The following is a 13,453-nucleotide window of genomic DNA, read 5'->3' on the forward strand; positions in this document are numbered from 1 at the left end:
ATGACCGCTGTCCTCGTCCCACTCGAACGGCGCGACCCGAGCGGCACCACCGTCCCCGTGCCGCTCGTCACCCCGCGGGGTCCGGCCGAGATCGAGTTCGTCGAGCACCTGGACGTTCTGGTCGAGTCGTCGAAGTGCAGCTGCAACGCCGGTGACGACAACCCGTACTAGCAGTACCTCAGCTGTCTCGGTGACCTCCGGCGTGTCCACCGCCGGGGGTCACCGAGCAGCGCCGGCCGGGTGGGTAGCGTGCCCTGCATGCGATTCCGGCCGCGCTGGTTGCGCCGCGTCCTCGAGGTGCCCGTCGTCCCCACCCTGGGACCGGTGCACCCGGACACGCTGCGGCCGGAGATCTTCGACGAGATCGTGGCCGCCGCGCGTACCGGCGAGATGCTGCCGTTCGACAAGGAGCGCCGCTGGTCGTCGACCAAGTCCGAGACTGTCTTGGTCGACGAGATCATCCACCGCCCCGACGTCACGATCATCCCCACGCTCAACCACCGCGGAACCGGCATGATCAAAACCCACGTCTACAGTGCTATCGAACTGGAAACCCCAGCTCTTCGCGCGGCAACTCGCCGATGGTGCACCGCCTACGGCGCGGCGACCGGCCGCGTCATCTGGTTCACCCCCGAGCCACCACAGACCGACACCACCATCGGAACCCGGGTCCTGCTCAAAACCTTCGCGCAGGAGAACATCCCTGACGCCGCCGGACCAATCCAAGAACTCGACGACTGCCCTTCGTCCACCCAGAACACCTTCGCCAAGCTGGCCCAGCAGACACCGGAAGCAGGGCTCGCGTTTCTCTGCCGGCGCTGGCGTGCAGGCCGCGTCGATGGGCCGATTTTGACCGCCGTCGACGACGGCATCATCCGCGGAGCGATCGGTCCGCTCGCCGTGCTGCCCGATCGCAACGGGGCAGCAGTCCTGCTGCCGCAATACTTCGTGGTCGATCCCGAGCACCGCGGCCGCGGGCACGGCCGCGCCCTGTGGCGCGCCGCCATGGCCTGGGGCGCCCGGCACGGCGCGCAGTACCAGCTGCTGCAAGCCGCCACCGGCGGGGCATCGGAATCGCTGTTCTGTTCCGAAGGGCTGACCACCCTCGGTTTCACCTGCGCGGTGGCCGCGTGAACCGATCCGGCACAGCCGCCTCGATGGGCACCCGCGACCGCGTCACCCTCCCACCCGCGGCCCGCGCCGCGATCGAGACCAAAGTCGGCGAGATCCATCGCGTCGAGCCGGTCTCCAGTGGGCTTAACTCCACGTTCGCGGCCGTAGTGCATACCGCTGACGCAGCGATGTTCGTGAAGGGACTGTCCAGCGACCATCCCCGTGTCGGCGGGCAGCACCGCGAAGCCGCGATCGTTCCGCATCTGGCCGGTATCGCGCCGCCGCTGCGCTGGCACCTTGACGTTGCAGGCTGGGACCTGCTCGGGTTCGGCTACCTCACCGGCCGCGCGGCCGACCTCTCCCCCGGCTCCCACGATCTCGCCGCCGTGGCGTGCACCCTCGCCCAGCTCGGCGAACTGGAGCCGCCGAACCTGCCGCTGCCCCGGATCGAGCAACGCTGGGCCGGCCTGGCCGACGACACCGACGTGGCCCTGCTCGCCGGCGATCACCTCCTGCACACCGACCTCAACCCCAACAACATCCTCATCAGCGACGGCCGCGCCTGGCTCGTCGACTGGGCTTGGCCGACACTCGGCGCCGCCTGGATCGACCCCGCCTGCGCCGCACTCTGGCTCATCGCCGAAGGCCACACCCCCGCCGCCGCAGAAGCATGGGCAAGCACGCTGACGGCCTGGAGCCACACATCGGCGGACAGCCTGGACACCTTCGTTGCCGTCAGCGCCGGGCTCTGGACCCAGATCGCCGGCAATGACCCCCAGCCGTGGAAGCTCGAGATTCGCAACGCCGCCGATCAGTGGCTGACCCACCGGAGCTCCATGACCACCGCTCAGAACTCTTGAGCAGACGAAGGGTCCTCGACGGCCGGTTCCTGAGTGCTCCGTCGCTCACCGCGTGAGGTCCTCGCCACCGCGACGGACGCACGGTGGTGCGGTCCGGCTCATCGCGATCCTGGCTCGGAAAGACTGGGCCACCGGCTGCCGTCCAAGTCCAGTTCGACCTGACCGGTCAGAGTCCCGGCGGCCGGAGAACGGACAACCAGGACCAACCCTTCGCCTACCGCCTCCTGGGAAGGTTGTCGACTCGTGACATCGAGGTCCGCTCTTACTTCCGGGACGTCCTCAACCACCTGACCATCGTCAACGACCCGGTCGCGAGGTTCGACGAGCTGCTCACCACGCTGGCGAACGCGACGCTGGCGAAGGTGTCGCTGCAGCAGAACAACGACATGCGCAAGATCATCGCGTGGGCGGCGATCATCGCCGTACCGACCATGGGCGTCGGGATCTACGGCATGAATTTCGACTACATGCCCGAGCTGCACTGGGACTTCGGCTACCCGGTCGTAATGGGCGTGGTCCTGCTCATCTGCGCGGTGGTGTACCGGACCTTCCGCCGCAACGACTGGTTGTACCCGGCTCAGGCGCCGTGTGCCCGCCGCGCGCGGGCCGGGGCATCGTGGCGGTCGCGGTGGTGCTCGCCCGGCGAGCTACGCCAAGACAGCAAGACAAGGCAGCGACCCTGAAGCCCGTAGGTGCGGCGGTCCCAGCTGCCGCACCCACGGCCGCTCCCGAGTCACGAACCTGCGCGACGGCGCGTGCCTTTTGCGCCGGAACCGGCGACGGTCAATCACCCGACACCGGGCTCGGTCTCCCATCCGGCGTGCCGACAACGCGCTCATCCAGGACATGAAGTTCGAACCGGGCCAGGTCATAGCCGCCGATCTCCCAGGCAAGATTGCTGTCGCCCACCCTCCAAGCGCGACCAATGGCTCGCTCGGACAACAACCGCGCCACAGCTCCCCCTAGGTTCACCGGACAGGCCCCGACGTCAACGCAGCCAACCTAGAACACACGTTCGACGAGCGCCACATGGCCAGCGCTATACGTCGTTATACAGTCACCGAGTCCAGGGAGCTCAACTCTTGCAGCAAACCTGACGTGTCCGCGGCAAACCCTTCGAACGGAAGCCAAGGTAGCCCACTCAGGATGACGGCCAGACGCTCCCATGTGTACGCCTGCGCATTCTTCGGGGGATATTCGACGGAGAAGCTCATCCAATCCAGCGCGGCCTCCGAGATCCTCACCCATCGTGGAGCCACGACGCCGACCACCCGAAGCCAGCCCATCTGTAGTTACGGCGCTCAAGATCGCCGCCCTGAGCAACATTGACGAGCTGATCGCCAGCATTTGCCGCAGTGTCGGATCCCGCAACTCCCGGCGCGACCATCATCGTGTGGTGTTGGTGAGCGCGGCTAGGACGACTTCACTCAGTTCGGCGTAGGCCTCGCCCGAGGTGAGCCCGGTCCGTTCGAGGAGTTCGCCATGCTGGATGCCGTCGACGAGCAGGGTCACCGATTCGCCGACGAACGCTGCGTGCACGGCACGGAACTGACCAGACTCGACGCCCTCACGGATGAACTCGCGGACGCGTTGCGCGGACGCACGGGCGTTGAGTGCCCAGATTTCGAAAGTGGCGTCATCGGCGACCATGTCGATGTGACACTGCTGAGACATTTTGCACATTTCCTCGCCCACCGAAGCAAGGTAAATAGCGATTCTTTCCGCCGGGTCGGTGATCGTGGCGACGCGCTGCTCGATACGCGCCGCGGCTTCCCGGAAGAAGTGCTTGAGCGCGATAAGAACAGCCTGGTTCTTGCCGGCGGCAACCGCGTAAAGCGTGGACTTCGAACACTGCAGCCTGGACGCTAATTCGTCCATCGTGAGCTGCCTGAACCCCTCCGAGAGGATCAGTTTTTCGAGCCAACCGACAAGTTCCTCACGACGCGCATCGTCGACGTGACGGCGCCGATCCGCTCTTGCCCGCCGAGATGCCAAGCTCGTCGCGGACGTCGCTACCATCTGTGTCCCCTTGAGTACGGAGTGGCACGAAGCAAGATACCGGCAGGGAGGCTTGACGATGCCGGGTACATATGTACTTTATATCGTATCCTGAGGTTGGGCTGCAGGGTCGCATGGCGGCCGAACTTTGCTGGTGTCGACGTCCTCGGCTCTGTCCAAGAGTGTCCGTTCAGTGCGACGAGGAGGTCGCATGGTTTCACTCCGTACACCGCGACCCGACTTCCCATTCCGCAGGTGCCCGGCATAAGAAGCGTGACCCGCCGCCTCGCCCGCCATTGAAGTGCGCGGACCCCGAAGTTCCGGGGCGACTACCCGTCCTCGTTCCAGCCGATCGACGCCCAGGACGACTACGACATGGCGAGTGGCTCGCCGAGCGTGGTCAACGGGCGCAAGCCGGACCCATAGGCGGCCGGCTGACCGCGGCCGGGCACAACGTCCGCGACACGCGCACGACCAGACCGTGTCCGGCCAATGCATTTTCGACGACGGAGGTCGAGCCGGCGCAGGTGTCGCCCTCCGACGGTCGTCGACGCAAACAAACTCGACCAACCAGCCGGATCATGCGCCGTTGCTGCGCGACGTGGCGACACCAAAGCCGACCGTCACGGCGCCCTAGCAAGGGAAGCGACAGACGAGTCAACGAATACCCGGGTCCACTTCTGCCTGCAGGCGTCGACTAAGTGCACCCACGTCGGTACATTGACAGGGTACATTCGTTCCGCCTAATGTACCCAAGATCTCCGGTTCGCAAGCTCACCAAGGAGCACCGTCATGCCACACGCGCACAAGATAGAGAGAGCGACGCTGCTCATGCGCATCCCGCACGGCAAAGACGTCATGGGCATCACCCAGTCGGTCAGGCCCACCTTCCTGAAGGCTGGATATCCGCTGGTGGTGCAGGACTGCCGAGGTAACCAGCGCCCGGAAGACGAGTTCGTTCCGCACACGGCCGATTGCACCGAAGGCGAGGGCACCCTCGCCTCGATCGCCGTCCGCCTCGACGGCTCCAGCAGCAACTTCCCGCGCTACGACCGCAACACCACCACCGGCGGCCTCATCGCCCGCAAGTCCAAAGCGGACTTGGTGCCCGCGATCGACCACGTCCACCACGGGCCGGAGCACCCCAGCCGGCTCGTCCTGCCGATCATCGACCGCAGGGACCAGCCGTGAGCGCCGCCGACCGGGTCGCCGAGCTGAAGGCCCAATTCACGGCTCCGGTCCTCGACGTGGCGTGGATGCTGTGCGACCGGCATCCCGACGACCGCGTCGCCTTCACCGTCGTCGATGCCGCCGGTGCGGCGTCCACTGTGTCCTTCGGCGAACTGGCCGCGAAGTCGCACCGGTACGCGCGGGCCCTGCAAGAGCTGGGCGTCGGCTCCGGTGACCGGGTGGCGACCCTGATGGGCAAGAGCGCCGACCTGGTCACCCTGATCCTCGCGATCTGGCGGCTCGGCGCGGTCTACGTCCCGCTGTTCACCGCGTTCGCGCCCCAGGCCATCGCCCTGCGGCTGGAGGGCTCCGGCGCGCGCGTCGTGGTCGTCGACCCCGACCAGCGTCTGAAACTCGACCCGGGCCCGGACCTGCCGCACGACCCCGAGCGCCGCGTCATCGTCACCGGAACCGGGGTCGGGTCGCTCGCGGATCGCGTCGCGGCGGCGTCGGCGGAGCCCGTGCCCGCGGTCACCACGAGCGGGGACGGCCCCCTGGTACACATGTTCACCTCCGGCACCACCGGCAAGCCCAAGGGCGTGATCCACCCCGTCTCCTACGTCGCCGGCTGGCAGATCTACCTGGAGTACGCCCTCGGCGTCACCCAGGCGAGCAGCTACTGGTGCGCCGCGGACCCCGGCTGGGCCTACGGGTTGTACTCGGCGATCGTCGCGCCGCTGGCCGCCGGCATCCCGAGCCTGCTGCTGGCCGGCGGGTTCTCCGTCGAGACGACCTGGCGCACCCTCCTCGACCACGGAGTAACCGACTTCACCGCCGCGCCGACGGTGTACCGGGGACTGCGCTCCTCGTCGGTGCCCGTGCCGCCGGGGCTGCGCCTGGAACGCGCGTCCAGCGCGGGGGAGCCGCTGACCCCGGAAGTCAACGGCTGGGCGGCGAACGCGCTCGGGCTCGCCGTGCACGACCACTTCGGCCAGACCGAGGTCGGCATGCCGCTGGCCAACCACCACCACCCGGAACTCGCCCGTCCCCTGAAGGCGGGATCGATGGGCCGGCCGATACCCGGCTGGAGCCTCACCGTCCTGGCCGACGACAAGGACGAGCCCGTCGAACCGGGCGTGCTCGGCCGGGTCGCGATCGACGTCGCCGCGAGCCCGCTGATGACCTTTCGCGACTACCAGATTCCCGCGCAGAGCGAGGGCAAGTTCACCGCGGACGGCCGTTGGTACCTGACCGGCGACGCCGGGCGGTTCGATGCCGACGGCGACTTTTTCTTCTCGTCCCGCGACGACGACGTCATCATCATGGCCGGGTACCGCATCGGGCCGTTCGAAATCGAGAGCGTCCTCGCGCAACACCCGGCCGTCGCCGAGTGCAGCGTCATCGGCGTCCCCGACGACGTGCGCGGCGAAGTCATCGAGGCCTACGTCGTCCTTCGCGACGGCCACGACGCCTCGCCCGCGCTGGCCACCGAGCTCCAGCAGTTCGTCAAGACCCGCTACGCCGCGCACGCCTACCCGCGCACCCTCCACTTCATCGACGCCCTGCCCAAGACACCCAGCGGCAAGACGCAGCGCTACCTGCTGCGCCGACGGCGGGCCGAACTCACCGCGGGGACACCGTGACCGAACCCCTGCTCGTCGAGCAGCGCGGCGCCGTCCGGTGGCTGCGGCTCAACCGGCCCGAGCGGCGCAACGCCCTCGACGTCACCCTGATCGAAGCCCTGGACAAGCAGATCACCAGCACCGAGGCCGATCCCGCCACCGCGGTCGTCGCGGTGGCGGGCACCGGGCCGAGCTTCTGCGCCGGCGGGGACTTCCACCAGTTCCTCCAGCTGCACGACCGGGGGGAGAACCCGGTCGGGTTCCTGGCCGACGTCTCGGCCTGCTTCAGCCGGATCGCGGCCGCCGCGAAACCCTGGGTCGCCGTGCTGCACGGCCACGCCGTCGCCGGTGGCCTCGAACTCGCACTGGCCTGTGACGTCGTGGTCGCCGCCGACACGACGCTCATCGGCGACGGGCACCTCGCCCGCCGGCTCGTCCCGGCAGGCGGCTCCAGCGTCCGGCTGCCCGCCGCGGTCGGGCGCGGGCTGTCGCGCTGGCTGCTGCTCACCGGCGAGCTGCTGCCCGCGACCGCGTTCGCCGGCACCGGCTGGCTCCGCGCGATCGTGCCCGAAGCGGACCTGCCCGCCACGGCCGACCGCATCTGCCGTCAGCTGGCCGACCGCAGCAGCCCGGCCCAGCACCGGCTCAAGACGCTGCTGCACCGCATCGACGGCGTCGCGCCCGAACCCGCCCTGCGCGAGGAGCTCGCCACCTTCGCCGGCAACTGGCCGGCCAGCTCGGTGGCCGACGCCCTGCGCGGCTTCCTCGAGACCGGAGACCACCGATGAACCGCTACCCCGGCCGCGTCGTCGCCATCACCGGCGGCGCCCAGGGCCTCGGCCTCGCCATGGCGACCCGGTTCGCCGCCGAAGGCGCCACCGTCGCGCTGGCCGACGTCAACGGCGCGGCCCTGGCCGGCACCGGACTCCGGGCCGACGTCGTCGACGTGACCGACTCCGCCCAGGTCAACGTCTGGATCGCGGCCGTCGTCGCGGAGTTCGGCCGCCTCGACGTGCTGGTCAACAACGCCGGCATCATCCGCGACAACCGGGTCGAGGACGTCACCGACGACGACTGGCGCGCCGTGCTCGACGTGAGCCTCACCGGCAGCTTCCACTGCGCACGCGCCGCCTTCGGACCCATGAAGCAGCAGGGCTACGGGCGCATCGTCAGCTTCTCGTCCATGTCGTGGCGCGGCAACTTCGGGCAGGCCAACTACGTCGCCGCCAAGGCCGGCATCGTCGGCCTGACCCGCACCCTCGCCCTCGAAGGCGCCCGCCACGGCATCACCGCGAACGCCATCGCGCCCGGCCTCATCGAGACCCCGATGCTCGCCTCGATGAACGGCCCCGCCCGCGAAAAACTCACGGGCAAGATCCCGATGCGTCACACCGGCCGGCCCGAGGACATCGCGGAAGCCGCGGCATTCCTCGCCAGCGACGCTGCCGGCTACATCACCGGCGTCGTCCTGGACGTCGACGGCGGCATCTCCATCGGCTCGTCGATCCGCTGATCTCAAGCCGGACGGTGAGACAGGCCGGCTGGACACGGCTGGAACGAAACGTTGTTCGATGAGGATAAGTGTTAGTAGTCTTTCACTTATCTGGTAGCGTCGGAGTTGCCCGCCGAGCCTGAGGTCGATCGACAATCACCAGGAGAACCATGCGCACATTCGTCATCACGGGAGGCACCGACGGCATGGGCCGTGGGCTGGGCCTGCACTACCTGGAGCGAGGTGACCGGGTGATCGCAGTGGGCAGCAGCGACAGCAAGGGCGCCCGGTTCCTCGCGGCGGCGGCCGACCTCGGCGCGGCCGAGCGCGCTACTTTTGTACAGGCCGATCTCAGCACCACGGCAGGCGTACGCGAGGTCGTCGACCGGATGCCTGAGGTGATCGACGTTCTGGTCCTCGCCGCCCAGCGGTTCCGGAGTGAACGCGTCGAGACCGCGGACGGACTGGAGTCCACCTTCGCACTCGGCTACCTCAGCCGATACCTGCTCGGCCATCACCTGTTCGACCGGTTGGAGAGGGCGGACGCACCCCTGGTACTGAACATCGCCGCCCCCGGCGCCCCGGGGAAGATGCGCTGGGACGACCTGCAAATGCGCACGGGCTACAGCAGCATGCGCGCCGCGACGCAGACGGCACGCCGCAACGACCTCCTGGGTAGGTCTTTCACCCAGATCCATCCGGACGCTCGCACCCGCTACGTCGTCTACGGCCCGGGCTTCGTCGCCACCGGGATGGGCGAATCGATGACCCAGCCCATGCGCACCCTCTACAAGGGACTGACCCGGCTGTTCGCCGCTCCGGTCGCCAAGGCGATCGCCCCGATGATCAAGCTGATCGACAACCGCCCCGCCGCGGCCCTGACGGTGTTCAACCAGGACAAGCCGTTTCCGATCGCCGGTCCTGCCTTCGATCCCGCGAACGCCGAGCGCCTGCACAGGGCGACCGCAGACCTGGTCGGCTCGATCGGCCGATGACCGCCCGACGCGGCTGAGCCTCCATAGCTGTGAAAACCTGTGAATATGGGATACGCCGAGTCAAGCGACAAGGCAAGCCTCCTGCTCGAAAGTACCACCTGGTGAGAGGTCACTGTGCGAGCTGACGCCGTCCGCAACTACGAACGGATCGTCGGCGCCGCGGTCGAAGCGTTCGAAGAGGTCGGGCCCGAGGTGACCCTCGAGGAAATCGCCACCCGCGCGGACGTGAGCGCGATGACGCTCTACCGGCGCTTCCGCACGCGCGACCACCTCGTGCAGGCCGTCTTCGACCACGTCCTCGCCACCGAGATCGAACCCAAGGCGGCGGTGCACACCGACGACCCGTTCCGCGATCTCGCCGGCGTGCTCGAAGCCGTCATCGAGGTGATCGCCCGGCGCCCGGTGATCAACTCCCTCGCCTTCGAGTTCACGGCGTTCGCCTCCGACAGTGCGCAACGCTTCCTGAACTCCGTCGAGCCCGTGCTCCGCCGCGCCATCGACGCCGGCGTGGTCCGCCCCGAACTGCAGGTCCGCGACGTGACCGCGGTGATCATCATGGCGATGGCCACTACACACCCCGCCGACCCCGGCGGCGCGGATCGCCGCCGCTACCTCACCCTGCTCATCGACGGACTCCGCCCCGCACCTACCACTCTTCCCCAGCCCTCACCCCACGACTTCTCCCCTCCCCCTGCCCACCTGCGCTGATCACTGTGGACGGGAAGGCGCTCAAAGAGGCCAGGCGACGGCCGCGAGCGGTGTTGCCGCCCGGACTCGAGTCCGCGCAAGTTGGCGATCCTGTTCCTAGTCCCGGTCCTGGGCACGGTCACGGGTCGCGACCGTGCCTGACGCGCGACGGAATGAGGCTCATGGAAGTCGCTGCGGGCCGTTGTCTCCTGTCGTGGTCGTCGCCGTGCCGGGTTCCGGTTGCCGTTCGGTCTGATCCGGCTCGGGGCCGCCGGTTTCCCGGTCGTCGACGAGCAAGGCTTCGCCGCCTTCGATCGGAGGCGGCAAGGGTGCACCGGCCAGCGGGATTTCGCGCATGAACAGCAGGACGATGAAGGCCAGTACCGCGGCGCCGGCGGCGACGTAGAAGACGACGTGCAGCGAGTTTGTGAAGCCGGTCAGGATCGGCACCTTGACCGCCTCGGGCAGGGAACCGATGACACTGGTGTTGGACTGCAGGCCGGCGAGCTGTCCACCGGCCATGCCCGGTGGGAGGTTCCCGCCGAAGGCCTCGGTGATCTTGCCGGGCAGGGTGTTGAGCAGGATGGTCAGGAAGAACGTGACGCCGAGGGTGCCGCCGATCTGGCGGAAGAAGTTCGCCGACGCCGTCGAGGCGCCCATGTCGCGCCGGGGCACCGCGTTCTGCACGGCGATGACCAGCGTCTGCATGCAGCCGCCGAGACCGACCCCGACCACCAGCATGGCGAGCATGACCTGCCAGAGCGGGCTGTCGTAGTGCACCTGCGCGAACAGCAGCATCCCGAGCGCGACGATCAAGGTGCCGGCCAGCGGCAGGACCTTGTAGCGGCCGGTCCGGTCGGTGATCCGTCCGGAGATCATCGTGCCGATCATGATGCCGAGCATCATCGGCACCATGAGCAGCCCGGACGCGGTGGGCGAATACTCCCGCACGACCTGCAGGTACTGCGGGATGAGGGTGATGCCGCCGAACATCGACACGCCGAGGATCACGCCGCCGCCGATCGCGACGCTGAAGGTGCCGCTCTTGAACAGCCGCAGCGGGATGACCGCGGCGTCCTTCATCCGGTGTTCGATGACCAGGAAGAGGATCAGGCCCGTGCCGGCGATCGCGTAGCAAAGAATGGCTTCGGCCGATCCCCAGCCCCAGCCACGGCCTTGCTGGGCGACCAGCAGCAGCGGGACGACGCAGATCGCGAGCGCGAGTGACCCCCACCAGTCGATGCGGTGCTCCTGCTGCTGGCGCGGGAGGTTGAGGACTTTGGCCACGACGACCATCGCGACGGCGCCCAGTGGGACGTTGATCAGGAAGATCCAGCGCCAGCCGTCGACGCCGGCGAGGCTGTCCAGGCCGGAGAAGAATCCGCCCAGCACCGGGCCGAGCACGGTGGAGACGCCGAAGACGGCCATGAAGTAGCCCTGGTAGCGGCCGAGCTGCCGGGGCGGCACGATGTCGGCGAGAATGGTCATGCCCAGCGACATCAGGCCACCCCCACCGAGGCCCTGTACCGCCCGCCAGACGGCCAGCAGGTACATGGAGTTGGAGAACATGGCGGCCAGCGAGCCGAGCACGAAGATGCCGATGGAGATCAGGTAGATCGGTTTGCGCCCGTAGATGTCGGAGAGCTTGCCGTACAAGGGCGTCGCGATCGTTGCGGTGATCAGGTACGCGGTCGTGGCCCACGCCTGCAGGTCGTAGCCGTTGAGGTCGTTGGCGATGCGCACGATCGCGGTGGAGACGATGGTCTGGTCCAGCGAGCCGAGGAACATGCCCACCATCAGCCCGGACAGGATCGTCACGATCTGCCGGTGGGAGAGATCGGATCCCGGCTCGGCTTGTGCGCCTCTCCCGGACCGTTGGTCGGAGGTCGTCATGGGAAATCCTTTGTGGTCAGGTCAGCGGGTGACTCTTGTGGACAGTTCGGCCAGCAGCCCGGTCTCGTCCTCGCTCAGGGCGACTTTCATGGCTCCGGCAGCCTCTTCGGCATGGCGCGGCCGGGAGGCGCCGGGCGTGGCGACAACAGTGTCGCCGTAGTGGGTGATCAGCCAGGCCAGCGCGACCTGGCCGACCGTGGCCTGGTGCGTGCCGGCGATCTCGCGCAGCCCGTCGATCAACGGCGTGGTGCGGTCCAGGCTTTTCGGCGAGATCCCGGCCATCATCCGGCGCAGGCGCGGCAGCCCGGCGGCCAGTTCGCGGTCGGCGTGGAACTTCCCGGTCAGCATCCCGCTGCGCAGCGGGACATAGGCGATCAGCGTGATGCCGAGTTCGCGGGCGGTCTCGAGGACGCCGTTGGTCTCGATCTTGCGGTGCAGCAGGTTGATCTGGACCTGGTTGCTCGCCAGCGGTATTCCGTGTTTCGCCAGCTCCCCGTGCGCGATCTTCAGCTGCCGAGCGGAGAAGTTGCTGACGCCGACCGAGCGGATCTTGCCCGAGTCGGCCAGCCGCGCCATGGCCTGCATCTGGGCGCGGATCGGGGAGAGGCTGCCGTAGCCGGTGTGGATCTGGTGCAGGTCGACGCGGAAGGGCGCCAGATTGCCGGTCCGGTCGCCGATGGTGCGCTCGAGGTTGGACGCGGCCCGGCCAAGCGGCGTCCACTTGGTGGAGACGGTGACTTCGTCCGGTGTCATCCCGGCGTGGCGAAGGCCAGCGGCGAGACTGCGTTCCGACCGGCCCGCCCCGTAGCCCTCGGCCGTGTCGAACCAGGAAACACCGCCATCCAGGGCCGCCTTGACGATGGCGTCGACCTCCGCCTGAGCCAGCGTCACGTAGAACGTGCTGATGCCACCGGCGGAGAACTGGGAACCGCCCAGGCCGATGGGCGAGACGCGGATGTCGGTGCGCCCGAGCTGTCGCGAAGCCATGAGATCCATGTACTCCCTTATGAGATTTCTATGTCTCGTCGTGAGGCGTTAGCATGGTTAGATGGCGAAATCGGACGCGGGCATGCAGCGCACCCGGTCGGCGATCCTCGAGGCCGCGGCCCGAGCATTGGGCCGACGGCCGGACGCGGGGATCGCGGAAATCGCCGACGAGGCCGGTGTGGGACGCGCGACGCTCTACCGCCACTTCCCCACGCGGGATTCGCTGCTGCGCAGTCTCGCCGAGGCCGGGATCGCCGAACTCGACGCGGCCTTCGCCGCCGCGAACCTCGACGAGCTGCCGGCCGCCCGAGCGCTGACCCGGATCATCGCGGTCTTCCTGCGCAACGGCGGCAAATACGCGGCCGTACTCAGACAGGCCGACGGGTACTGCGACCGAGCCGACGTCGAACGCACGGCCAAGCCCGTCCGCGAAGTCCTCGCCCGCGGCGTCCGGGACCAGGTCCTCCGCAGCGACCTGCGCGAAGACGTCCTGTTCGCGTTGTTCTCCGCGATCGTGGAGCGTGCCTTCTGGCTCACCGTCGACGAGGCCACGACACCTGAGGAAGCCACCGAGGCAGCCGTGAACATTTTCCTCGACGGCGCCCGGAAACCCGGCTAGTGCCGTGGCCCCGCCTC

12 protein-coding genes and 2 pseudogenes are annotated in these 13,453 nt (G+C 68.3%); 11 read left to right on the forward strand and 3 right to left on the reverse strand.

Features of this window, described 5'->3' with window-relative positions:
* From ACWEVP_RS03210 to ACWEVP_RS03225, 4 genes and pseudogenes are all read left to right on the forward strand, one after another.
* Positions 1-171, forward strand: coding sequence for a hypothetical protein (locus ACWEVP_RS03210; RefSeq protein ID WP_452060992.1), 171 nt, complete (start codon positions 1-3; stop codon positions 169-171).
* Positions 172-258: 87 nt separating this feature from the next.
* On the forward strand, positions 259-1,134 hold the full coding sequence (locus tag ACWEVP_RS03215; protein WP_452060993.1) for a GNAT family N-acetyltransferase: 876 nt from the start codon (positions 259-261) through the stop codon (positions 1,132-1,134).
* Between the two features lie 23 nt (positions 1,135-1,157).
* Complete coding sequence (locus tag ACWEVP_RS03220; protein ID WP_452060994.1) at positions 1,158-1,973, forward strand: hypothetical protein; 816 nt, start codon at positions 1,158-1,160, stop codon at positions 1,971-1,973.
* 251 nt (positions 1,974-2,224) lie between these two features.
* Positions 2,225-2,542: pseudogene (locus ACWEVP_RS03225) on the forward strand (CorA family divalent cation transporter); the annotation flags it as partial.
* An 817-nt stretch (positions 2,543-3,359) separates the two neighbouring features.
* Here ACWEVP_RS03225 and ACWEVP_RS03230 read toward each other — a convergent pair.
* Positions 3,360-3,992, reverse strand: coding sequence for a TetR/AcrR family transcriptional regulator (locus ACWEVP_RS03230; RefSeq protein WP_452060995.1), 633 nt, complete (start codon positions 3,990-3,992; stop codon positions 3,360-3,362).
* A 771-nt stretch (positions 3,993-4,763) separates the two neighbouring features.
* On the opposite strand from ACWEVP_RS03230, the gene ACWEVP_RS03235 reads away from it, so the two are divergent.
* From ACWEVP_RS03235 to ACWEVP_RS03260, 6 genes are all read left to right on the forward strand, one after another.
* On the forward strand, positions 4,764-5,162 hold the full coding sequence (locus ACWEVP_RS03235; RefSeq protein ID WP_452060996.1) for a hypothetical protein: 399 nt from the start codon (positions 4,764-4,766) through the stop codon (positions 5,160-5,162).
* Positions 5,159-6,784, forward strand: a complete 1,626-nt coding sequence (locus ACWEVP_RS03240) for an AMP-binding protein (RefSeq protein ID WP_452060997.1) — start codon at positions 5,159-5,161, stop codon at positions 6,782-6,784. Before ACWEVP_RS03235 ends, ACWEVP_RS03240 begins: the two co-directional genes overlap by 4 nt.
* Positions 6,781-7,551, forward strand: coding sequence for an enoyl-CoA hydratase/isomerase family protein (locus ACWEVP_RS03245; RefSeq protein WP_452060998.1), 771 nt, complete (start codon positions 6,781-6,783; stop codon positions 7,549-7,551). The genes ACWEVP_RS03240 and ACWEVP_RS03245 overlap by 4 nt, the downstream gene beginning before the upstream one ends.
* Positions 7,548-8,276, forward strand: coding sequence for an SDR family oxidoreductase (locus ACWEVP_RS03250; RefSeq protein ID WP_452060999.1), 729 nt, complete (start codon positions 7,548-7,550; stop codon positions 8,274-8,276). The genes ACWEVP_RS03245 and ACWEVP_RS03250 overlap by 4 nt, the downstream gene beginning before the upstream one ends.
* A gap of 149 nt (positions 8,277-8,425) precedes the next feature.
* Positions 8,426-9,250 carry an SDR family NAD(P)-dependent oxidoreductase gene (locus ACWEVP_RS03255; RefSeq protein WP_452061000.1) on the forward strand — a complete coding sequence of 275 codons (825 nt, stop codon included), beginning with the start codon at positions 8,426-8,428 and terminating at the stop codon, positions 9,248-9,250.
* A 114-nt stretch (positions 9,251-9,364) separates the two neighbouring features.
* Entirely contained in the window at positions 9,365-9,958 is a 594-nt protein-coding gene (locus tag ACWEVP_RS03260; protein WP_452061001.1) for a TetR/AcrR family transcriptional regulator, read from the forward strand.
* A gap of 252 nt (positions 9,959-10,210) precedes the next feature.
* On the opposite strand, the pseudogene ACWEVP_RS03265 reads toward ACWEVP_RS03260, so the two are convergent.
* Positions 10,211-11,830: pseudogene (locus ACWEVP_RS03265) on the reverse strand (MDR family MFS transporter); the annotation flags it as partial.
* A 21-nt stretch (positions 11,831-11,851) separates the two neighbouring features.
* The gene (locus ACWEVP_RS03270) at positions 11,852-12,817 is read right to left on the reverse strand and encodes an aldo/keto reductase (protein ID WP_452061002.1); all 966 of its coding nucleotides are present in this window, start codon (positions 12,815-12,817) and stop codon (positions 11,852-11,854) included.
* A 61-nt stretch (positions 12,818-12,878) separates the two neighbouring features.
* Here ACWEVP_RS03270 and ACWEVP_RS03275 point away from each other — a divergent pair, with 61 nt between their 5' ends.
* Entirely contained in the window at positions 12,879-13,436 is a 558-nt protein-coding gene (locus ACWEVP_RS03275) for a TetR/AcrR family transcriptional regulator (RefSeq protein WP_452061003.1), read from the forward strand.
* Positions 13,437-13,453: the final 17 nt, after the last annotated feature.

This window comes from Amycolatopsis sp. NPDC003865 (assembly GCF_053605345.1).